Below are 18,643 nucleotides of genomic sequence, written 5' to 3'. Positions count from 1 at the left end.
CCCGAGATCGTTGTGCGGGAGGGACACTATGGCCAAACAGGAGCAGTGGCAGCTGGAAGGCAGCGCCGCCGACCTCTACGAGCGCTACCTAGTCCCGGCAATCACAGCCCTGTGGGCTGCGGACCTGATGGATCGTGCTGCGCCTCAATCTGGTGAGCGGATTCTGGACGTAGCTTGCGGCACCGGCGTGGTGGCACGCTCGGCGGCCGAGCGTATGGGAAGTGGGCAGGTCGTCGGCCTCGACATCAATACGGGCATGCTCGCCGTTGCTCGGTCGCTCCCGAGAGGCGCTGGAGCGCGTATCGACTGGCACGAGGGAAGCGCGCTCGAAATGCCGTTCCCTGACTCCGCCTTCGATCTGGTTCTTTGCCAGCTCGGACTGCAGTTTTTTCCGGATCGATCTAGTGCGCTCCGTGAGATGTTCCGGGTTCTGGTGCCTGACGGCCGACTGGCTTTAAACGTTTTCAGCGCTATTGAGCACACTCCTGCGGCGAAGGCGCTGGCGGATGCCTTGGATCGACAACTCGGTCCAGGCGCTTCGGCAACGAAAAGGTCTGAGCATTCACTCGCTGATGCGGACGAGCTTTACCGATTGGTGGCCGAGGCGGGATTTCGTCAGGTGACCATCCACACGACGACACAGAACATCCGATTTCCCTCGTCAAGGGAATATGTGCGACTACAATTGGCGGCGACTCCGCAGGCCGGGCTGGTCAGCGGAATGGATGCCGGACATCGGGAAGCAGTCATCGCAGCGATCACCGGTGATCTAAATTTTTCGCTGGCAATCTATTCAACTGAAGGGGAGCTGATGTTCCCCCAAGAGGCCCACGTCGTGCTCGCACGCAAGTAGCGTAGCTGACCGATGAGCCATGGCACCGACGCGCTGGGGGGTTGGGGCGCGACCACCTGTGGGTCGACGTAGCTCAGGACAGCAGCCACGACGCCGACGATCATCTGGAGACGCGCCAGGGCGATCGCCTCATTGTCCTTGAAGAATGCGAAACGCAAAAACCGCGCTCCATCGGAACGCGGCTTTGCCAGATACGCATGGCGCTTCGCCAACAATACACTTGCGAAACTAACGGCGAAACTTACGGGCTCCGGTACGCGAGACCTGATCCGGAGCGCCGGGCGGATGTCCGCCTCGCAATCCGTTTTAAACGCATATCGTTACTGCAGGGTTAGCAAGAGCTTAAGCAAATCTAAATTTGCCGGCTTTCCGCTTTGGGCAGATCGAAACCTGTGAACTTGGAGCTTACGCCGGGTTACCACGGAGGAAATTAATGATGCCGGAAAAATCCGCGCCGGCATTCCCTTGTGCGTTGAACAGCGCATAGAGCTGGGCTGCCTCGGCGCCGAGCGGCGTTGCCGCACCGACGCTCTGTGCGGCCTCCTGCGACAGTTTGAGGTCCTTCAGCATCAGTGCCGCCGCGAACCCAGGCTTATAGCCATTGTTGGCGGGCGATGTCGGCACCGGGCCGGGCACCGGGCAATAGGTGGTCAGCGACCAGCACTGGCCGGACGAGGTCGAGGCGACGTCGAACAGCGCCTGGTGCGACAGGCCGAGCTTTTCCGCCAGCACGAAGGCCTCGGCAACGCCGATCATCGAAATGCCCAAAATCATATTGTTGCAGATCTTCGCCGCCTGTCCGGCGCCGTCGTCGCCGCAATGAACGATGCGGCCGGCCATCGGCTTGAGGATTGGTTCGGCCTTGGCGAAGGCATCCTTCGAACCGCCGGCCATGAAGGTCAGCGTGCCGGCCGCCGCACCGCCCGTGCCGCCGGAGACCGGCGCGTCGATCGACAGCAACCCGTGCTTGGCGGCGATGGCATGGGCCTTTCGAGCCGACTCGACATCGATGGTCGAGGAATCGATGAACAGCGCGCCTTTTTTTGCCTTGGACGCTATGTCTGCGTAAACCGACAGAACATGCTTGCCGGCCGGCAACATGGTGATGACCGCATCGGCGTCTTTCACCGCCGCAACGGCGTTGGCCATGACGACGACGCCGTGTTCCCTGGCGATGACGAGGTTCTCCGGCACCAGGTCGAAGCCGTGCACGGCATATCCGGCCTTGACCAGGTTGGAGGCCATCGGATTGCCCATATTGCCGAGGCCGATGAAGGCGATGGTGGTCATAATGGCGCTCCGTGAGTGGAATAGTGAATAGTGAATAGTGAATAGTCAGTAGTCAGTAGTCAGTAGTCAGTAGTAAGTAGTCAGTATGGATCATGTATTACCTCATGGTCTATATGATAGCCTCACCATTCACCATGCACCATTCACCATTCACCATTCACTATTCACTAAATTCTCTATCGTCCGATCAGCGCGCGAGCGATGATGACGCGCATGATCTCGTTGGTGCCTTCGAGGATCTGGTGGACACGCAGGTCCCGCACCAGCTTCTCGATGCCGTAGTCGTGCAGGTAACCATAGCCGCCATGCAGCTGCAGGGCGTCGTTGGCGACGTTGAAGCCGGTGTCGGTGACGAAGCGCTTGGCCATCGCCGACCATTTCGAGGCATCCGGCGCGTTGCGGTCGAGCTTCGAGGCGGCGGTGTAGAGGAAGACGCGCGCTGCCTGCAGTTCGGTCTCCATGTCGGCGAGCTTGAACTGCAGCGCCTGGAACTGGTTGATCTTCGAGCCGAAAGCCTTGCGTTCGGCGGTGTAGGCGAGTGCCTTGTCGAGCGCCGATTGCGCGCCGCCGAGCGAGCAGGCAGCGATGTTCAACCGGCCGCCGTCCAACCCGGCCATGGCGATGCCGAAACCGGCGCCCTCGACCGACAGCAGGTTTTCCGCCGGCACCTTGCAGTCCTCGAAGACGACCTGGCGGGTCGACTGCATGTGCCAGCCCATCTTGCGCTCGTTGGCGCCGAAGGAAAGGCCGGGCGCATCGTTCGGCACGACGAAGGTGGAAATGCCTTTCGGCCCGTCGGCGCCGGTGCGCGCCATGACGACATAGAGGTCGCTGTCGCCGGCACCGGAGATAAACTGCTTGGCGCCGTTCAGCACATAATCGCCGCCGCTTTTGACCGCACGCGTCTTCAGCGCCGCGGCATCGGATCCCGAACCCGGCTCGGTCAGGCAGTAGCTGGCCAGCCATTCCATCGAGGTCAGCTTCGGCAGGAAGCGCCGACATTGCTCGTCGCTGCCGAAGCGGTCGATCATCGATGCCGCCATATTGTGGATCGAGATGAAGGCGGAAAACGCCGGATCGGCCCGCGAAAGCGCTTCGAAGATCAGCACGGCGTCGAGCCGGCCGAGCCCCGAGCCGCCGACATCCTCGCGGACATAGATGCCGCCAAGGCCGAGCGGACCTGTCTCGCGGATCACATCGGCGGGGAAATACTTGTTGCGATCCCAGTCGAGTGCGTTCGGCGCCACACGGTCGGCGGCGAAGGCTTGCGCCATCTCCTGGATGGCGCGCTGGTCTTCGTTGAGTTCGAACTGGCTGGTGCCCGCATCGACAGCGGCGTCCATGGCGTGCTCCCTGATGTTTCCGGCCTGCTGGCCTGTCGTTTTTGGCTTTGCGCGCAGTCCAATCTAGACCAATGATGCCGCCGCGCAACCCGATCGTCTCCATCCAACCATCTGGGCAGCGGCTGTGTGCGAATGCGCTTTGGAGCAAAGTGTGACGACAAATTTCGACGAACTGCTTGGACGCTTCCATGCCTATCTCCAGACGTTCGATGATGCGCTGGTGCGCGACGCCGTGGCCCGAATCGGCTGGGACATGCCAAGCCGGCCGCTCGAACCGCATGCACTGCCTTGTCTCCTTCAGCTCGACCGTATCGTCGAACTCGCTCCCGCTGCGGCCAAGCCGCTGGCGCGGCTGGTTGCGGAGCGTCGCGGCGATCTGCGCTGGGGGCAAACCTATGGCGAGGCGGATTTCGGCAAGGTTTTCATCGACAATTACGGCTGGCTGGAGGTGTTCGGTACACGCGGGCATTTCGTCAATGACGAGGTTGCGGCCGGCCTGCTGATCCTTGGACCCGACATCGTCTACCCCGATCATCACCATGTCGCGGAGGAGATCTACATCCCGCTGACCGGCGGCACCGAATGGCGCATGGGCGACGGCGGTTTTCGCCTTCGAGCGGCGGGCGAGGTGATCCACCATGCCTCTGACATCAACCACGCCATGCGCACCGGCAAGGAGCCGCTGCTGGCGCTCTATCTCTGGCGTGGCGGGCCACTGGCGGCCAAGTCGACGATCACCGGAACTGTTGCGCAGGGCAGGGGCTGATAATGGCCAAGGCGATCATGCTGCAGGGCACGGGTTCGGATGTCGGCAAGACGGTGCTCGTCGCCGGTCTGTGCCGCGCGGCGAAGAAGCGCGGCTTGAAGGTGCGGCCGTTCAAGCCGCAGAACATGTCCAACAACGCCGCCGTCGCCGATATTCCAGGCGATTCAGGCGGCGGCGAGATCGGCCGCGCCCAATGGCTGCAGGCGATCGCCTGCGGCGTGGCGCCGACGATCCACATGAACCCGGTGCTGCTCAAGCCGCAGACCGATGTCGGCGCTCAAGTCGTCGTGCAGGGCAAGGTGTTCGGCGAGGCGCGGGCGCGCGACTACCAGGCGCTGAAGGGCCGGCTGATGGATGCGGTGCTGGACTCCTGGGCGACGGTCGGCGAGGGCGCCGACCTAGTCATTGTCGAGGGCGCGGGATCGCCGGCCGAGATCAATCTCAGGAGCCACGACATTGCCAATATGGGCTTTGCGACGCGCGCCGGCGTGCCGGTGATCCTGGTCGGCGATATCGATCGCGGCGGCGTCATCGCCTCGGTCGCGGGCACCCATCTGATCCTGCCGGACGAGGACCGGCGCATGATCGTCGGCTACCTTATCAACAAGTTCCGCGGCGATGTCTCGCTGTTCGACGATGGCATCGAGGCGATCGAAAAATTCACCGGCTGGCGCTGTTTTGGCGTCGTGCCGTGGCTGAAGGCGGCGGCGCGGCTGCCATCGGAAGATTCCGTCGTGCTCGAACGACTGGCGTCCGGCGAGAAGCGCGCGCTGAAGGTTGCCGTGCCGATGCTCTCGCGCATCGCCAATTTCGACGATCTCGACCCGCTCAAGGCCGAACCGCAGGTCGAGGTGGTGTTCGTGCCGCCTGGTGAGCGCTTGCCCGAAGATGCGGGTCTGGTGGTCATTCCCGGCTCGAAGTCGACGATCGGCGATCTCCTGAAATTTCGCGAGAACGGCTGGGACCGCGACCTTGCCGCGCATAGGAAACGCGGTGGTCATATCGTCGGCATTTGCGGCGGCTTCCAGATGCTTGGTCGTAGCGTGCGCGATCCCGACGGCATCGAGGGCAGCGTTACAGAAACGCAAGGCCTCGGGCTGCTCGACGTCGAAACGGTGATGGAGCCGGAAAAGACGGTGCGCAACGTCAGCGCGCGCTCGGTGCCGTTCGATCTGCCGCTCGAGGGCTACGAGATCCATCTCGGCCGCACCACAGGTCCGGATACGCTGCGGCCGTCCGCCGTTATCAACGGCATCGATGACGGTGCTATCTCGGCCGACGGCAAGGTGCTGGGCACCTATATGCACGGGCTGTTTTCCGCCGATGCCTTCCGGGCGAAATTCCTCGAAAGCCTTGGCGTCAAGGGCGGCGGCATCGACTACCGCGCCGAGGTCGAACGGGCACTGGACGAGATCGCAGCCGAACTGGAAACCCACCTCGACTGCGACGCGATTTTTGGGCTGGCGCGTTAGATACTTTGCTTGAGCATGATCTTGTCCGAAAACCGGTCTCCACTTTTCGGGATCATGCTTTCTCGTCAGCCTTCGGCCAGTAGGTGCCGAACGACCAGACATTGCCTTCCGGATCGCGGCAGATGAATTCGCGGCTGCCATAGTCGCGGTCGGTGAGTTCTTCCAGAATCTCGGCGCCGGCGGTCTTTGCCCGCGCGTATGCCGCGTCTGCGTCAGCGACCGCAACGTAGATCGACTTGCCGCCGTCCGAACCCGGCGCGCCGACCATCTTGCCATAGGCGTCGTCGCGCGCCGTGCCGAGCATGATGATCGAGGAGCCGAACGCGAGTTCGGCGTGGTGCACCACGTCGCCTTCGCCATAGCGGGCGCGGACGCTGAAGCCGAAGGCCTCGCACAGCCAATCGATCATCTTGCCGGCATTCCTGTAGCGCAGCGCCGGATAAAGCCGCGGTGGTTCGGTGGTGTTCGGCATGGCTGATCTCCTTCAGCGGGTTGGTCGATCAACCCAGTCTGCGCGAAGGCCGGTTGCGCGTCTTGAAGAAATGTTACCTGGCGGCAAGGGCCGTCGGCGCGACGCCTGCGAGGTCGCGAAACTCGCGTACCAGATGCGCCTGGTCGGCATAGCCGCAGTCGGCGGCGATGTCGGCCCAAGCGCTGTTCGACTGTCTCGACAGCCCAAGCGCATGGTTGAAGCGGACAATGCGCGACAGCGTTTTTGGGCCGGTTCCGATCGCGTCCGAAAATTTTCCGTTAAGATGCTTGCGGCTCCAGCCAAGCTTTTCGGCCAGCGTCGAGATGCGGGTCCGCCCACGCGTCGAGACGATCGTCTCATAGGCCCAGACTATGTCGGCTTGAGTGCGGTCCGCGGTTGCCAACCGATCGCCGACGAAGGCTTCGGCGATGGCAAAGCGTGAGCTCCAATCCGGCGCATTGCCGAGCCTTTCGCGAAATGCGATGCCTTCAACGCCGAGCACGTCATCCAGGCCGACCATGCGGTCGGTCAGTTCGCTCATCGGCCGGCCGAAGAAGCGACGAGCGCCGAGCGGGGTGAAATTGACCTGCATACAGCAGGTGCCGCCGCAGGATTCGATCACCACCGGCCCGGCATAAAGGCCGGCGGCAAAACTGGCGAAGCGGTCATTGTCGCTGGGGTCCCTGCCGAGCCCAATGGCAAAGGGTTCGGCAAAGCTGATGACCAGCGGCACGGTCAGCGAGGCATATTCGATGGCGCGGAAATGGCCTGGCATGGTTTCGCGAAAGCCGCACATGTTGGTGACGACGCCCTGAAGCCGATGGCTCGGCGCGCGCCGCACCATCTCGAACCGATCGAGGCCTGGGCTTTCGTGGCGGCTGTCGTCTTTGCTGTCGGCGGGCATCAAGCTTTCCTTCCGCCAAGCAACTTTAACAGACCATCCGCCGGAATCAAAAGCGCCCGGTTTTGGCCGGGCGCTCCGAGTTGCCTGAGATTCTGAATTGTCTGGACGTGTTTAAGCGCCGCGCATCAGGCAGCCGGCGGCCAGCACAATGTAGGCGATGACGACAATCCACGCGGCATTCAAAGGGATGAACGCAAGAACGCCAAGCGCGGCGAGAACGCCGATGATGGCGATGACAAGGGATATAATGAAAATAAGCTGGGTAGGCGCACTGAGATTCATGTTCGGTCCCTCCTCAACATGATTCGTACAGCGGCATACTATCAGTCGCGCGGTCACACACCAATGAGTGCACGCAGGCGGCTTTTCCACCATTCGCACCCCGTTTGCGCAAATCCGATTCCGCGCTACCTTCCGAACGAATCGGAAGGGGCTGATGGCGATGGGATTGCTGGACCAGATACGCTCGATCTTCGACGGCGATCCTGGCGTGCGCAAGGTCGCGGACGATCCGGTGCTGTCGGCGGAGCTGCTGATGCTGTTCCGTATGATATTGGCCGATGGATCGGTCAGCGAAAGCGAAATGACAGCCTTCAGGCGTATCTGCCGGGACGCCTTCGGCATTCCCGAAACCAGCATCGACAGCGTCATCGAATATCTCAACGAATTCGGCTACGAGACCAACGGCTCGCAAGCCGTCGCGCAGTTCCGCGACCTCGACGTCGAACGGCGCAAGCTGCTCGCCCGCCACATGGCCGAAATCGCCAAGGCCGATTCGCAACTCGCCGGGAGCGAAATGCAGCTGTTGCGCCGCACGCTCGACCTGCTCGACATCAGCCCGGCCGATGTGGTGAAGCCTCAAGGCTGAGGCATCGGCTGACTTTCTGAACGTCATTTTGTCTGTCATAGGCCATCCTCCAGGATAACCTGTCACAGATATTATCTGTGTTCTCACTTACGGGGTGCAGTGTATTCGCGGGTGGCGCACGGGGTATGGGATAGTTTGCCAAGCGCACGTCACTGTCACCACTACTCCTCAAGCGTCAAATGTGATGAATTCAGTATAAACTTGTGGTCAAATAAAATAACGGTGCATTGGTAAAACATATATGCCGCGATCGGATCTTGATGATCCGGTTTCCGCCTTATATTCTTCAGTGCTGTATACTACGTCGAAAGATTTTCAAATAAAGCATCGTCAGACCAAAGATCGTATTGCTTGGGCATATTTGGTTCATCAGGCTTGCCGAGATAGGTCCAAATCTGACTTCTTCTAATGGCTTTTATGTCACCAAATTGTGCGGTCAATTTTTCACGCGATAGTGCGTCCTTCCATCTGGACGAAGGGCCGGTGATTTTCTGATAGAATATAAGCAAGACCAATACGGCAGTCACAGCACTCAGCACAGCTGCCGAAAATATGCACTGCTTACTAATTTTCATTTCAGCCCCCAATTTCTGACGTCGACATCAATCGGGATCAAGCGACCTGAAAGAGGGTGAGCTATAAACCCCGGGGTAATCGTGCTTCAAGCCCTCCTCTGTTCCGTAGTGAACATCGAACTAGCCCGCACCAATCATTCCAAAATCGCCGGCAACTGTCGGGGCGCGCTACCATTAACATTCAGACTTCCCGTGTAAACTGCAGTGTGCCCGGTGGCATCATCGAATTTTGCAGTCCACGAAACAACATCACCGATTTTAGCGTCTTTTTGGGAAACAATCTTGGAACCGGGAAGATCCCCCTTGCCGCTCCAGCGGATGCTCAAAGTACTATCATAGTGCGCTATCTCTTTCTCTTATGCCGGGCAATAAAAGCAACGGAAATCAAAGAGAATGCAGCCATAATTGCGAGATACGCGACAGCTAATTCGCTTTCACCCAAGGCACCTGAAATCAAAAAATGAATGACAGTAATTAAAAGTAATACATAGTGATACTTCTGGATCATACCCAAATTATATATCATGTTTATGTTTGATTTTGTATGCGACCATCCGGTCCAGTCATTTTTGAAATTCCTCTCCAGATAACCGATGGGGTGTTCGAAACGATTAAGAAGCTCCGCTAACCTTCTTGGAAATGCAAAGGAGGCAGCAAGTATCGCGAAAATAAAAACCACCATCCAGGCGGATTCACCCCACGCCAGCGAAATAGGAATGGTCGCAATCGACGTCCATACGGATGTTACTGAGAATATCCTCTCAAAAGTCCCGTTCATATCCATAGTCTCTGCGCCTCCGATCTTCTAGCTATTTCGACCGAGCGAACACAACAAAAAGTGCACTGTTACCGTAATTCGCACTGTCACCGTAATTCGGAGAGGAGATATGGAAAGAGTGCGCTGTAATTCCTTACACAGCAATCAGTACGAACTGGTTTGGAAGTAAGGCTAATTGAGCGATGGTCTTCCCATTTTCGCTACTGAATTCAATCTCGTATGCCTCCTCGGGATAAGAATGCTCTTCAACAACGACTCCTAACGCTCCGGCCTGAAGGGATTCTCCCAGCATATCACAAATCAATCTCACAACGTCGTTGATCTTTGGTTTCATAGCGGGACTCTACTTCACGAATAGTGTCATCAGCGACGGGACGTTTGAACCGGGGGCTAAAAATCCACCCGGTGCGAACCTCAACGGTGCCGGCCGGACCTGTAACAGTTACGTCCACCGTATATCGAGCTCCGTATTATCAACAACCCGTCTGGCCGGAGGCATCGCGCACGCTGGTCGTGGTGTGGGTCAGCGTGCCCAGCGTGACGTCCCGGCGGGCGAGCTTGCCAAAGCCGTCATACTTGTTGCCTTGCGTTGCCCCAGGGTTGGTGGAGGTGAGCTGGCCGATGTTGTAGAAGCCGGACGCCGCTATGCGGGCAAGGCGGGCCATGTGGTCAATCTACGTGCAATGATAGCCGGGCGAACGCGATAAAAGTGCACCGAAATTGCGAAATTCTCTCCAGTTCCTGCCGCACAATAGCGGCCACTAAGTAATGACCCGCGTCATTTAGGATCTGTGAATGGCAACTAACGACCTTGTGCACTGGCCCGATAATCCAACAACTCTTGCATTTCTACAATCTCTTCCCCGTATTGTCCCGTGACCTTAATGGTGTGGGTGTCAAGATCAACCAGACTCTTCAGAAACAAAATGGTGGGCCGCGCGTGCTCAATTCGAACCAAACCTAAAAGCCTTATCGCATAAAGCGAATTCGCATCCCCGCCTCCTTTTTGGGCCAAAGACATTTTCAATTCTTCCTGCAATTTTTCAATATCGTCGTAAATGCCAACATAAGAGTCCGTAAGCGATCGAGTTACTTGATCAAAATCTTTCGTTCTCTCGTCCAATTGCAATGGAGTCGCAAGATTCTTATCAATCAATCTCGTCCATATAAAAAGGTAAAGTGCACCAGTATCCTCATTAAATTCTTCATATTTCGTATTCCAGTCTATGAACTCCTTCGCAATTTGCGAGGTTACGCGTGATATACATTTCTCCTCAACTGCTCGCCAAGTGAACGGCCAATTATCTGCAAAGATTCCATTTGAACAGTTCAGTATCTCAGGAGTTGATGGCACAGTACAGGCCGATCCTCCGAAAACCAAAATTGCAACAAATCCGGCAATTTTCAATGCTATTTTAAAATGCATGATGGCAACTCCTCACGGACCAATTGGGAAATCATTTACCTGTAAACTCGCACTACCCACCTTATTCGGGCCGATTACATTCATAAGCGAGTTATAGTCTTTATTGTTCTCCACCAAACAACCCAGTGACATCCCTCCTTCACTAGTCGTGGGGCTCCTCCCCGGATGAATAGTCCGCCCGATGCAAATTAGCCGCTGACGCCGCCAAAAAAGTTCCGCGCGGCATTGACGAGAGGCCGGCTAGTGGGAGTCACCGTAATTCGTAATTCACATCGTTACCGTCATTCCTTGATCAATGGGGTTTCAGCTGCTCGATCAGAATCAATTCGACGGCTTGATATCCGTGTAAACCGTCCTGCTCCAAATCGCCCGCCGAAGCTACGCTAGTTTGGCTCTCTAGCTTCGATGGATCAGACTCTGAGTATTTTCGAATAAGAATTCGGTTGGAAAGGCTTTCTTTGTGAACGAAGGTTGGCATAGGCCATTTGTCTTCTGCCCAGCTCTTCATTTGACCAATAATTGGCCAAGTTCCATTTATTAAACCGAGATCGCCACACCGTAGGCACCTGACTGCATTATCTGGACTAAGGTCATTTAATTCATCCGCCTTTGGCAATTCCAGACGCATTGGTCCAAATAGATATGCTAGAATAATCTTTCCCATTGGGGCCATATGAGCTACCAAGCCAAGCCCATAGCCACCTGATCTCAACGGAATGGCAAACAGGGTGCCTTCCTTGTAGGGTAGTTTTCTCACTTTAAGGTTACCTTTACTACAGATGCCGGCGTGATGCGGAAGGCGCGAGTGGTGATTAGTTACGGCTTTGTTGGAGCGCCAAGCTCTCGTGTGTTTGGGGGCTATCCGTTGCTGCCAGTCGTTTTGCTTAGCTTAAGCGCGACGATGCGGAGAATACGCGGCAGGACAAAGCCGAACGGGCGAGGCAGAAAACATACATTAATACCGCAATTTCCAAACCTAAGTTCGCTAAATCTCCTTCGCGCGCAAAGGGACGATCAGGTCCGGGTTGCGCGATCGGCGATCGGCCCAATGGCCCCATATTTTTTCTACTTTCATAGGCTGGCCACAAACAGTCGTCTCCCCCACGTCGCCAACCACCGGAGCCTCCTCGTGGGGCGAGCCACCGGTCTCGCCCCGTCCTTCGGACCCCACAGTGGGAGATCGGAAGGCCCGTGCCCCTTGCGGCTCAGCCCTGTTCGTGCAGCCGTTTTGCAATCGCCCGGTGCAGGTCTGGAGCAGCAGTGATCAGCGCCTTGGCGGCTTCTGATTGCGGGTGGTCGAGTACTTCGCTCGTCCTGCCGCGCTCGACGATCTTGCCGTCATGCATGACCATCACCTCGTCGGTGATGGCGCGGGCGACGGTCAGATCATGGGTGATGAACAGATAGGCGATGCCGAGTTTTTGGTTGAGCTCGGCGAACAAATCGAGGATCTGCGCGCGGATCGAGACGTCGAGCGCCGAGACCGGCTCGTCGGCGACGACCAGCTTCGGCCGGGTGATGATGGCGCGGGCGATCGAAAGGCGCTGGCGCTGGCCGCCCGAAAACTCGTGCGGGTATTTGTCCATGTCGCCTGGTGAGAGGCCGACCTCGTGCAGCGCATGCGCCACCATCTCGCGCCGCGCGGCGGGCGCCGGCTTCTTCTCCAGCACATGCAGCGGCTCGGCCACCAATCTCTCGACCTTCTGGCGTGGGTCGAACGAACCATACGGGTCCTGGAACACGACCTGCATGTCGCGCCGCGCCGGCCTCAGCTCCGCCTCGCTCTTGCCGGTGAGGGTGTCGCCGCGGAAGCGGATTGTCCCTGATGTCGGCCTGTCCAGCGCCAGGACCATGCGGGCAAGCGTCGACTTGCCGCAACCGGAACGGCCGACCAGCGCCACCGACTGACCGGGCGCCATGGAGAAGGAGACATCGTCGACGGCGCGGATGGGAGCCCCTCGCTTGAGCAGCGATATGCGCCGTGCCGGATAGTCGCGCGTCACGCTCTCTACCTCAACCAGAGGTTTTCCTTGGCCGACGCTGTGCCTAGCCCGCGCGGGCACATGCATCGAGGCCTGCGCCAGCTGGCGCGTATAGGGATGAAGCTGTCCGGACAGAATGCGCGCCGTGTCGCCGGCCTCCATCACCTCGCCATGGCGCAGGATGGTGATGCGGTCCGCCATCTCGGTCACCACGGCGAGGTCGTGCGAGATCAGCAGCAGGCCCATGCGGTTTTCCGCTACGAGGTCGCGCAGCAGGTCGAGGATCTGCGCCTGCAGCACCACGTCGAGCGCGGTCGTCGGCTCGTCGGCGATCAACAGCTTGGGTTTCAGCGCACAGGCGATGGCGATGACGACGCGCTGGCGCTGGCCTCCGGACAACTCGTGCGGATAACGCGACAGCGGGAACTGCGCCGCCGGCAGGCCGACCCGGTCCAGCATTTTTCGCGCCCGTTCCTCGGCGTCGCCGCGGCTCGCCCTGGTGTGCCAGCGAATACCCTCGGCGACCTGCTCGCCGATGGTCTTGACCGGGTTGAGCGCCGTCATCGGCTCCTGGAACACCATGCCGATGTCGTCGCCGCGCAGCGCGCACATCTGGTCCTCGCTCGCCGCCAGGATGTCGATGCCGTCGAAGGTGACGCGTCCGCTGGCGTGCGCCGCCCAGGGCAGCAACTGCATCACCGCGAGCGCCGTCATCGACTTGCCGGAGCCGGATTCGCCGACCAGCCCCATGACTTCGCCGGGCGCGACGGAAAGTTCGATGTCCCTGAGGATGGGCGTGCCGCCGATGGTCAGCGACAGCTTGTCGATTTCGAGCAGGCTCATCGCTGCCGCCGCGATTTCGGATCGAGAATGTCGGCAATGCCGTCACCAAGCAGGTTCAAGCCAAGCACGGTGATGACGATCGCCATGCCGGGAAAGATCGCCATCCACGGCGCCACCACCATGCGGGTCTGGGCGTCGAACAGCATGCGGCCCCAGCTCGGCATTGGCGGCTGGGTGCCCAGCCCGACATAGGAAAGCCCTGCTTCGGCCAGTATGCCCAGCGCGAACTGGATGGTGCCTTGCACCAGCAGCAGCGTGGCGATGTTGGGCAGCACATGTTCGATGCTGATCAGCGTCCTGCTCTTGCCGGCGGCGCGGGCGGCGAGGATGAATTCGCGCGGCCAGATCGCCAGGGCGGCGGCCCGGGCGACGCGCGCGAATACCGGGATATTGAAGATGCCGATGGCAATGATGGCGTTGAACGCGCCCGGCCCGAAGATGGCGGTGATCATGATTGCCGAAAGCAGCGCCGGAAAGGCGAAGACCAGGTCGTTCAGCCGCATCAGCACGTCGTCGACGATGCCGCCACGCGCCGCGGCAAAGGCGCCGAGCGGCACGCCGATGCCCATGCCGATGCCGACCGCCACCAGCGCCACGGCAATCGAGTTGCGGGCGCCGACCATGATCATCGACAGGATGTCGCGACCGAAATGGTCGGTGCCGAACCAGTGCGCCAGCGACGGCGCCTGGGTCTTGTCGGATATGACCAGTTTGGTGACATCGTAGGGCGTCCAGAAGAAGGAGAGGATCGCGACCGCGGCCACCAGTGCGGTGATGGCGAAGCCGGCAAGGAACGAACGGTTTTTGAACGCCTTGGCCAGGATGCCGGCAAGATTCTCGTCGGGGATGTCGATGTGCAGCGTCATTGCCGGCCTCTCAGGCGCGGATCGACCACTGCATAGGAGAGGTCGACAACGAAATTGACGACGATGACGGCTGCAACCAGCAGCATGACGACGCTCTCGACCACGATCAGGTCACGCTGGTTGATCGCCTGGAACACCAGGCGGCCGAGGCCGGGCAAGTAGAAGACGTTCTCGATGATGATGGTGCCGGCAAGCAGGAAGGCGAATTGCAGGCCTAAAATGGTGACCACCGGGATCATGGCGTTGCGCAGCGCATGCCGCCACAAGACAAGCCGGTAGGGCAGGCCCTTGGCGCGGGCGGTTCGGATGTAGTCCTCGTTCAGCACTTCGATCAGCGCCGAGCGGGTGACCCGGGCGAGGATCGCCGCCTGCGGCAGAGCGAGAGCGACTGCCGGCAGGAGCAGCGACTTCAGCGCCGGCCAGACACCGGCGCTCCAGCCAGGAAAACCGCCGCCCGGCACCAGCCGCAGCCAGACGGCGAACAGATAGATGAGCATCAGCGCGAACCAGAAGTTGGGCACGGCGACGCCAAGCTGGGCGGCGCCCATCGCAATCGTGTCGCCGGCCCGGCCGCGTCTGCTGGCGGAAAACAGCCCGACCGGAATGGCAATGACTGTGGACAGCGCCAGCGCCATCAGTGCCAGCGGCAGCGAGACGACGAGGCGCTCGCGGACCAGATCGATGACCGGCACCGAATAGGTGTAGGAACGGCCGAAATCGAGGCTCAGCAAGCCGCCGGCCCAATGCAGATAGCGCAGCATGACGGGAGCGTTGAGGCCCATCTGGTTGCGCAGCAATTCGATCTGGTCGGCGCTGGCGTTCAGGCCAAGCATCAGCCGCGCCGGGTCGCCGGGAATGATCTCCAGCACGGCAAAGACGACCATCGAGGCCAGAACCAGCGTGACGACGGCGATGACGAGGCGCTTGAGGAGATAGGCGGTCATGGACGTTGAGGAACCGCTGTGTTGCCGGACGCAAAACCCGGGCGAAGCTTGCGTTCCCGCCCACCCCCCTCTGTCCTGCCGGACATCTCCCCCTCAAGGGGGGAGATTGGCAGTTTCCACGCCGGCACAGTCCTTGCAACGCTAGTGGTTAGCGAAAGCGGCGGTGAGGGCTCAATCTCCCCCCTTGAGGGGGAGATGTCCGGCAGGACAGAGGGGGGTGTGACGGAGTGCAACTTTCGCCCTTCTGTCAGCGATCAATCCGTCCACTTCACCTTGGTCAGGTCGTTGGCCTGGATCGGGGCGTTTTCCCACAGGCCCTGCAGTTTGGCGTCCCAGACGCCGACCTTCGGCAATTCGTAGAGGAAGCCGACCACGGCGTCATCGGCCAGGACCTTCTGCGCCTCGCCGAGCAGCGTCATGCGCTTGGCCTCGTCGGAGGTAAGGTTCAGCTCGTCGATGATCTTGTCGAAGGCCGGGTTGTCGTAGTTGAAGTAATAGTCCTTGCGCGAATAGATATCGATGTCGTTAGGCTCGGTGTGGGAAACGATGGTCAGGTCGTAATCCTTCTTGGTGAAGACCTGGTCCAGCCATTGCGCCCATTCGACCGGGATGATCTCGAGATCGATGCCGATTTCGCGAAGCTCCGAGGCGATGATCTCGCCACCAAGCCGCGCATAGGAGGGCGGCGGCAGCTTCAGCGTCGCCTTGAAGCCATTCTCCAGGCCGGCTTCCTTCAGCAACTCCTTGGCTTTCTCCACATTGTGCGGGTAGAGGCCGGTGAGGTCGACATAGGCCTTGCTGGCGGGCGACATGTGCGAGCCGATCGGCACGCCGAGGCCGGCCGAGGCGCCGTCGATGATCGCCTTGCGATCGAGCGCAAAGGAAATCGCCTGCCTGACCTGCAGCTTGTCGAAGGGCGGCTTCTTGTTGTTGATCGACAGGATGGTTTCACCCTCGGTCGAGCCGATCACCACCTTGAAGCGTGGGTCGTCCTTGACCTGGGCGACACTGTCAGGATCGAAGAACGGAAAGGCCTGGACGTCGCCGGAAAGCAGCGCCGGAACGGCGGCGGCGGCATCTGGAATGATGCGGAACTCGGCCTTGTCGAGGAACACCGGGGCGCCCCAGTAATTTTCCGACTTGACCAGCGTGATCGACGAGCCCTTGGCCCAGTTCTGGAATTTGAACGGGCCGGTGCCGATCGGTTTTTCCTTGTTGGTGTCGGCTGTCTCAGGCGCGACGATAACCGCGTCGCCCCAGCCCATATTGTAGAGGAACGAGCCTTGCGGGTTCTTCAGCGTGACATTCACCGTCGTAGGATCGACGACCTCGACCTTGTCGATGGCGGCGAACAGGCTCTTTTGCGCGTTGACGGAATTGTCGGCGCGGGCACGATCGAGCGAGAATTTCACGTCGTCGGCGTTGAAGTCGCTGCCGTCATGGAATTTCACGCCTGTATGCAGCTTGAAAGTGTAGACCTTGCCGTCGTCGGAAATGCTCCAGCTTTCGGCGAGATCGGGCAGCACCTCGCCGTTCGGGCCGATGCGGGTCAGGCCCTCGAAGACATTGGCATAGAGTACCTCGTCGATTGCCGCGGCGGCACCCGCGGTCGGGTCGAGATGCGGGGGTTCGAGCGTAATGCCGATGACCAGGTCGGTGCGCGCGGCCATCGCCGAGGTTCCGGCGGCCAACGCCAGCGCCGCGGCGGCCAGAATGGTTTTCCACAATTTCATCGTGCAACTCCCCATATGCTAAAACACGTGCTCAAAACCCGGCGGATAGAAGCGTGAATTCGCCGCCGAGTAAATTGCGTTTCGTACCGTCCGCCGACGCCGGGAGGAATGTTTTTTCGCCCATGGCCGGATCATAGCGGGCCGGCGCCCCTCAGCAGCACGTCGAGGCCGATCGCCATCACCTTTGCCGAGTCCAGCATGTCGGCAATGCCGACCCATTCGTCGGGCCGGTGGGCGAGATCGAGAATGCCCGGGCCATAGGCGATGCAGTCATAGATGTGGCCGATGCGGGCGATGTGCTTCTGGTCATAGGTGCCGGGCGAAATCACATAATCCGGCTCGCGGTCGAATATCTCCATGATGCCTTGCGCGACCGCCTTAACCACCGGCGCGTCGCGCTCGGTCATCAGCGGCAGCACCTCCATCAGATCGCGGATTTCGTAATCGAACTTTTTGCGCTCGCGCTTCAGCCGTTCCAGAATATCGGTCACCTCGCTCTTGACCGCAGCGAGATCCTCTTCGAGCAGGAAGCGGCGGTCGATGGTCAGCCGGCAGGAATCGGGCACGTTGGGCGAGGGCAGGCCGGGCCGGAAATCCTCCGTCTGGCCGCCATGGATCGAGTTGATGTTCATGGTCGAGCGTTTTGCGCCTTCGGGCACGACCGGCATGCGCGTCATCTTGCGGTCGAGCGCCGGAAACAATTCGTCTTCGAAGGCCCGCAGCACGGCGCCCATATGGCGCACTGCGTTGTCGCCGAGGAACGGCATCGAGCCGTGCGCGATCTCGCCCTTGGTCTCGATCTCCGCCCACCAGACGCCGCGATGGCCAAGGCAGATGCGATCCTTGTTGAGCGGCTCGGGAATGATGACGTGGTCGACCTTCGGCCTGGAGAAATAGCCGAGCTTCGCCAGATGCGCGACGCCGCCAAAGCCGCCGGACTCCTCGTCGACCGTGCCTGAAATCTCGATGGCGCCGGGAAAATCGGGAAAGACCTCCATGAAGGCTTCAGCGGCGATGATCGAGGCGGCAAGCCCGCCTTTCATGTCGCATGCGCCGCGGCCATAGACCTTGCCATCCCTGACGATGCCGGCGAACGGATCGAGGCTCCAGCCGTCGCCGGGCTCGACGACGTCGATATGCGAATTGAAGTGCACGCAAGCACCCGGCGCCCGGCCATCGAAACGGGCGACGACGTTGACGCGCGGATAATGGTCAGTGTCGCCAGGCGTGCCTTCAGCACGGATGAATTCGATCTCAAAACCGCGCTTCTTCAGCCGCGCGCCGATATATTCGGCACATGGCCGATAGGCTTCGCCGGGCGGATTGATGGTCGGAAAGCGGATCAGATCCGCAGTCAGTGCAACCAGATCATCGGCTCGGTCATCGATAGCCTTGAGGAGCCGTTCGTTCGGTTCGTTCATTCGGCGAATTGAGCAGCGGATGAGGGGGTTTTGCAAGCCCGATGGCGAATTGCGAGGCGATTGCGTGTCGTTACAGCAACTATTGCGGGAAATCGTTCAAATTCGCT

Annotated in this window: 21 protein-coding genes; 4 read left to right on the top strand and 17 right to left on the bottom strand. The window is 59.8% G+C overall.

Features of this window, described 5'->3' with window-relative positions; translation table 11 throughout:
- Positions 1-28: 28 nt before the first annotated feature.
- Positions 29-853, top strand: coding sequence for a class I SAM-dependent methyltransferase (locus X773_RS52865; RefSeq protein WP_023676488.1), 825 nt, complete (start codon positions 29-31; stop codon positions 851-853).
- A 405-nt stretch (positions 854-1,258) separates the two neighbouring features.
- Here X773_RS52865 and mmsB read toward each other — a convergent pair whose 3' ends face one another.
- The gene (gene mmsB, locus X773_RS52855) at positions 1,259-2,143 is read right to left on the bottom strand and encodes a 3-hydroxyisobutyrate dehydrogenase (protein ID WP_023676486.1); all 885 of its coding nucleotides are present in this window, start codon (positions 2,141-2,143) and stop codon (positions 1,259-1,261) included.
- Positions 2,144-2,319: 176 nt separating this feature from the next.
- Positions 2,320-3,486, bottom strand: coding sequence for an isobutyryl-CoA dehydrogenase (locus X773_RS52850; protein WP_023676485.1), 1,167 nt, complete (start codon positions 3,484-3,486; stop codon positions 2,320-2,322).
- A gap of 151 nt (positions 3,487-3,637) precedes the next feature.
- On the opposite strand from X773_RS52850, the gene X773_RS52845 reads away from it, so the two are divergent.
- Together X773_RS52845 and X773_RS52840 are read left to right on the top strand one after the other, a co-directional pair.
- Positions 3,638-4,252, top strand: coding sequence for a dimethylsulfonioproprionate lyase family protein (locus X773_RS52845; protein WP_023676484.1), 615 nt, complete (start codon positions 3,638-3,640; stop codon positions 4,250-4,252).
- A gap of 2 nt (positions 4,253-4,254) precedes the next feature.
- Entirely contained in the window at positions 4,255-5,724 is a 1,470-nt protein-coding gene (locus X773_RS52840) for a cobyric acid synthase (RefSeq protein ID WP_023676483.1), read from the top strand.
- A gap of 52 nt (positions 5,725-5,776) precedes the next feature.
- Here X773_RS52840 and X773_RS52835 read toward each other — a convergent pair whose 3' ends face one another.
- From X773_RS52835 to X773_RS74470, 3 genes are all read right to left on the bottom strand, one after another.
- The gene (locus tag X773_RS52835; protein ID WP_023676482.1) at positions 5,777-6,196 is read right to left on the bottom strand and encodes a VOC family protein; all 420 of its coding nucleotides are present in this window, start codon (positions 6,194-6,196) and stop codon (positions 5,777-5,779) included.
- A 73-nt stretch (positions 6,197-6,269) separates the two neighbouring features.
- A complete protein-coding gene (locus X773_RS52830) occupies positions 6,270-7,100 on the bottom strand; it encodes an AraC family transcriptional regulator (protein ID WP_023676481.1) in 831 nt (276 codons plus the stop codon).
- Between the two features lie 111 nt (positions 7,101-7,211).
- Entirely contained in the window at positions 7,212-7,382 is a 171-nt protein-coding gene (locus X773_RS74470; protein WP_023676480.1) for a hypothetical protein, read from the bottom strand.
- A 154-nt stretch (positions 7,383-7,536) separates the two neighbouring features.
- Between X773_RS74470 and X773_RS52825 the strand changes: the two genes are divergently transcribed.
- Positions 7,537-7,968 (top strand): TerB family tellurite resistance protein, encoded by a 432-nt coding sequence (locus X773_RS52825; RefSeq protein WP_023676479.1) that lies wholly within the window; start codon positions 7,537-7,539, stop codon positions 7,966-7,968.
- A 299-nt stretch (positions 7,969-8,267) separates the two neighbouring features.
- Here the strand turns inward: X773_RS52825 and X773_RS52820 are convergent, their stop codons facing one another.
- From X773_RS52820 to X773_RS52775, 12 genes are all read right to left on the bottom strand, one after another.
- Positions 8,268-8,543, bottom strand: coding sequence for a hypothetical protein (locus X773_RS52820; RefSeq protein WP_023676478.1), 276 nt, complete (start codon positions 8,541-8,543; stop codon positions 8,268-8,270).
- Positions 8,544-8,677: 134 nt separating this feature from the next.
- Positions 8,678-8,869: a hypothetical protein gene (locus X773_RS76355; RefSeq protein WP_156937333.1), complete on the bottom strand. Its 192-nt coding sequence runs from the start codon at positions 8,867-8,869 to the stop codon at positions 8,678-8,680.
- 17 nt (positions 8,870-8,886) lie between these two features.
- The gene (locus tag X773_RS0137825) at positions 8,887-9,327 is read right to left on the bottom strand and encodes a hypothetical protein (protein WP_023676477.1); all 441 of its coding nucleotides are present in this window, start codon (positions 9,325-9,327) and stop codon (positions 8,887-8,889) included.
- A gap of 127 nt (positions 9,328-9,454) precedes the next feature.
- A complete protein-coding gene (locus tag X773_RS52815; protein ID WP_023676476.1) occupies positions 9,455-9,655 on the bottom strand; it encodes a DUF4926 domain-containing protein in 201 nt (66 codons plus the stop codon).
- A gap of 139 nt (positions 9,656-9,794) precedes the next feature.
- Positions 9,795-9,986, bottom strand: a complete 192-nt coding sequence (locus tag X773_RS52810) for a hypothetical protein (RefSeq protein ID WP_023676475.1) — start codon at positions 9,984-9,986, stop codon at positions 9,795-9,797.
- Positions 9,987-10,123: 137 nt separating this feature from the next.
- On the bottom strand, positions 10,124-10,747 hold the full coding sequence (locus tag X773_RS76350; protein WP_156937332.1) for a hypothetical protein: 624 nt from the start codon (positions 10,745-10,747) through the stop codon (positions 10,124-10,126).
- A 292-nt stretch (positions 10,748-11,039) separates the two neighbouring features.
- On the bottom strand, positions 11,040-11,504 hold the full coding sequence (locus X773_RS74465) for an Imm26 family immunity protein (RefSeq protein WP_023676473.1): 465 nt from the start codon (positions 11,502-11,504) through the stop codon (positions 11,040-11,042).
- 448 nt (positions 11,505-11,952) lie between these two features.
- On the bottom strand, positions 11,953-13,572 hold the full coding sequence (locus X773_RS52795) for a dipeptide ABC transporter ATP-binding protein (RefSeq protein WP_023676472.1): 1,620 nt from the start codon (positions 13,570-13,572) through the stop codon (positions 11,953-11,955).
- Positions 13,569-14,438 carry an ABC transporter permease gene (locus X773_RS52790; RefSeq protein ID WP_023676471.1) on the bottom strand — a complete coding sequence of 290 codons (870 nt, stop codon included), beginning with the start codon at positions 14,436-14,438 and terminating at the stop codon, positions 13,569-13,571. The genes X773_RS52795 and X773_RS52790 overlap by 4 nt, the downstream gene beginning before the upstream one ends.
- A complete protein-coding gene (locus X773_RS52785; protein ID WP_023676470.1) occupies positions 14,435-15,382 on the bottom strand; it encodes an ABC transporter permease in 948 nt (315 codons plus the stop codon). The genes X773_RS52790 and X773_RS52785 overlap by 4 nt, the downstream gene beginning before the upstream one ends.
- A 254-nt stretch (positions 15,383-15,636) precedes the next feature.
- Positions 15,637-17,115 (bottom strand): ABC transporter substrate-binding protein, encoded by a 1,479-nt coding sequence (locus tag X773_RS52780; protein ID WP_023676469.1) that lies wholly within the window; start codon positions 17,113-17,115, stop codon positions 15,637-15,639.
- A gap of 131 nt (positions 17,116-17,246) precedes the next feature.
- Entirely contained in the window at positions 17,247-18,536 is a 1,290-nt protein-coding gene (locus X773_RS52775; RefSeq protein WP_023676468.1) for an acetylornithine deacetylase/succinyl-diaminopimelate desuccinylase family protein, read from the bottom strand.
- Between the last annotated feature and the right edge of the window lie 107 nt (positions 18,537-18,643).

It is taken from the genome of Mesorhizobium sp. LSJC280B00 (assembly GCF_000502835.1).
In the GTDB taxonomy this organism is placed as follows: domain Bacteria; phylum Pseudomonadota; class Alphaproteobacteria; order Rhizobiales; family Rhizobiaceae; genus Mesorhizobium.
The sequence above is the reverse complement of the archived record's forward strand: the minus strand, read 5'-3'. Positions and strand labels throughout refer to the sequence as shown.

What these genes read in the sequence shown, in the direction of transcription:
- X773_RS52865 (WP_023676488.1), top strand. Translation starts at nt 29, where the DNA reads ATGGCCAAACAGGAGCAGTGGCAGCTGGAAGGCAGCGCCGCCGACCTC.
- mmsB (WP_023676486.1), bottom strand. Translation starts at nt 2,143, where the DNA reads ATGACCACCATCGCCTTCATCGGCCTCGGCAATATGGGCAATCCGATG.
- X773_RS52850 (WP_023676485.1), bottom strand. Translation starts at nt 3,486, where the DNA reads ATGGACGCCGCTGTCGATGCGGGCACCAGCCAGTTCGAACTCAACGAA.
- X773_RS52840 (WP_023676483.1), top strand. Translation starts at nt 4,255, where the DNA reads ATGGCCAAGGCGATCATGCTGCAGGGCACGGGTTCGGATGTCGGCAAG.
- X773_RS52835 (WP_023676482.1), bottom strand. Translation starts at nt 6,196, where the DNA reads ATGCCGAACACCACCGAACCACCGCGGCTTTATCCGGCGCTGCGCTAC.
- X773_RS52830 (WP_023676481.1), bottom strand. Translation starts at nt 7,100, where the DNA reads ATGCCCGCCGACAGCAAAGACGACAGCCGCCACGAAAGCCCAGGCCTC.
- X773_RS74470 (WP_023676480.1), bottom strand. Translation starts at nt 7,382, where the DNA reads ATGAATCTCAGTGCGCCTACCCAGCTTATTTTCATTATATCCCTTGTC.
- X773_RS52825 (WP_023676479.1), top strand. Translation starts at nt 7,537, where the DNA reads ATGGCGATGGGATTGCTGGACCAGATACGCTCGATCTTCGACGGCGAT.
- X773_RS52820 (WP_023676478.1), bottom strand. Translation starts at nt 8,543, where the DNA reads ATGAAAATTAGTAAGCAGTGCATATTTTCGGCAGCTGTGCTGAGTGCT.
- X773_RS0137825 (WP_023676477.1), bottom strand. Translation starts at nt 9,327, where the DNA reads ATGGATATGAACGGGACTTTTGAGAGGATATTCTCAGTAACATCCGTA.
- X773_RS52815 (WP_023676476.1), bottom strand. Translation starts at nt 9,655, where the DNA reads ATGAAACCAAAGATCAACGACGTTGTGAGATTGATTTGTGATATGCTG.
- X773_RS52810 (WP_023676475.1), bottom strand. Translation starts at nt 9,986, where the DNA reads ATGGCCCGCCTTGCCCGCATAGCGGCGTCCGGCTTCTACAACATCGGC.
- X773_RS76350 (WP_156937332.1), bottom strand. Translation starts at nt 10,747, where the DNA reads ATGCATTTTAAAATAGCATTGAAAATTGCCGGATTTGTTGCAATTTTG.
- X773_RS52795 (WP_023676472.1), bottom strand. Translation starts at nt 13,572, where the DNA reads ATGAGCCTGCTCGAAATCGACAAGCTGTCGCTGACCATCGGCGGCACG.
- X773_RS52790 (WP_023676471.1), bottom strand. Translation starts at nt 14,438, where the DNA reads ATGACGCTGCACATCGACATCCCCGACGAGAATCTTGCCGGCATCCTG.
- X773_RS52785 (WP_023676470.1), bottom strand. Translation starts at nt 15,382, where the DNA reads ATGACCGCCTATCTCCTCAAGCGCCTCGTCATCGCCGTCGTCACGCTG.
- X773_RS52780 (WP_023676469.1), bottom strand. Translation starts at nt 17,115, where the DNA reads ATGAAATTGTGGAAAACCATTCTGGCCGCCGCGGCGCTGGCGTTGGCC.
- X773_RS52775 (WP_023676468.1), bottom strand. Translation starts at nt 18,536, where the DNA reads ATGAACGAACCGAACGAACGGCTCCTCAAGGCTATCGATGACCGAGCC.